This is a genomic window from Stenotrophomonas sp. PS02289, from assembly GCF_029960115.1.
Lineage (GTDB): Bacteria > Pseudomonadota > Gammaproteobacteria > Xanthomonadales > Xanthomonadaceae > Stenotrophomonas.
Genome location: NZ_JASCOZ010000378.1, coordinates 1 through 209 on the forward strand (window position 1 = coordinate 1; position 209 = coordinate 209).

Here is a 209-nt window from a genome sequence, read left to right on the forward strand (position 1 = left end):
AGCAGGCTCATCACGCTGGACGGCGACTGGTTGGCCTGGGCCAGCATCGCGGTACCGGCCTGCTGCAGGATCTGCGTGCGGGTCAGTTCAGCGGTTTCCTTGGCGTAGTCGGTGTCGCGGATACGGCTGCGCGAGGCCGACAGGTTTTCGGAAGTGGTGTTGAGGTTGGCGATGGTCGAGGTGAAGCGGTTCTGGATCGCACCCATGTC

1 protein-coding gene is annotated in these 209 nt (G+C 63.6%); it reads right to left on the reverse strand.

The window, feature by feature from the left end:
• Nucleotides 1-209: flagellin (locus QMX83_RS21665; protein ID WP_282298678.1), on the reverse strand; the 209-nt coding region annotated here is incomplete at both ends.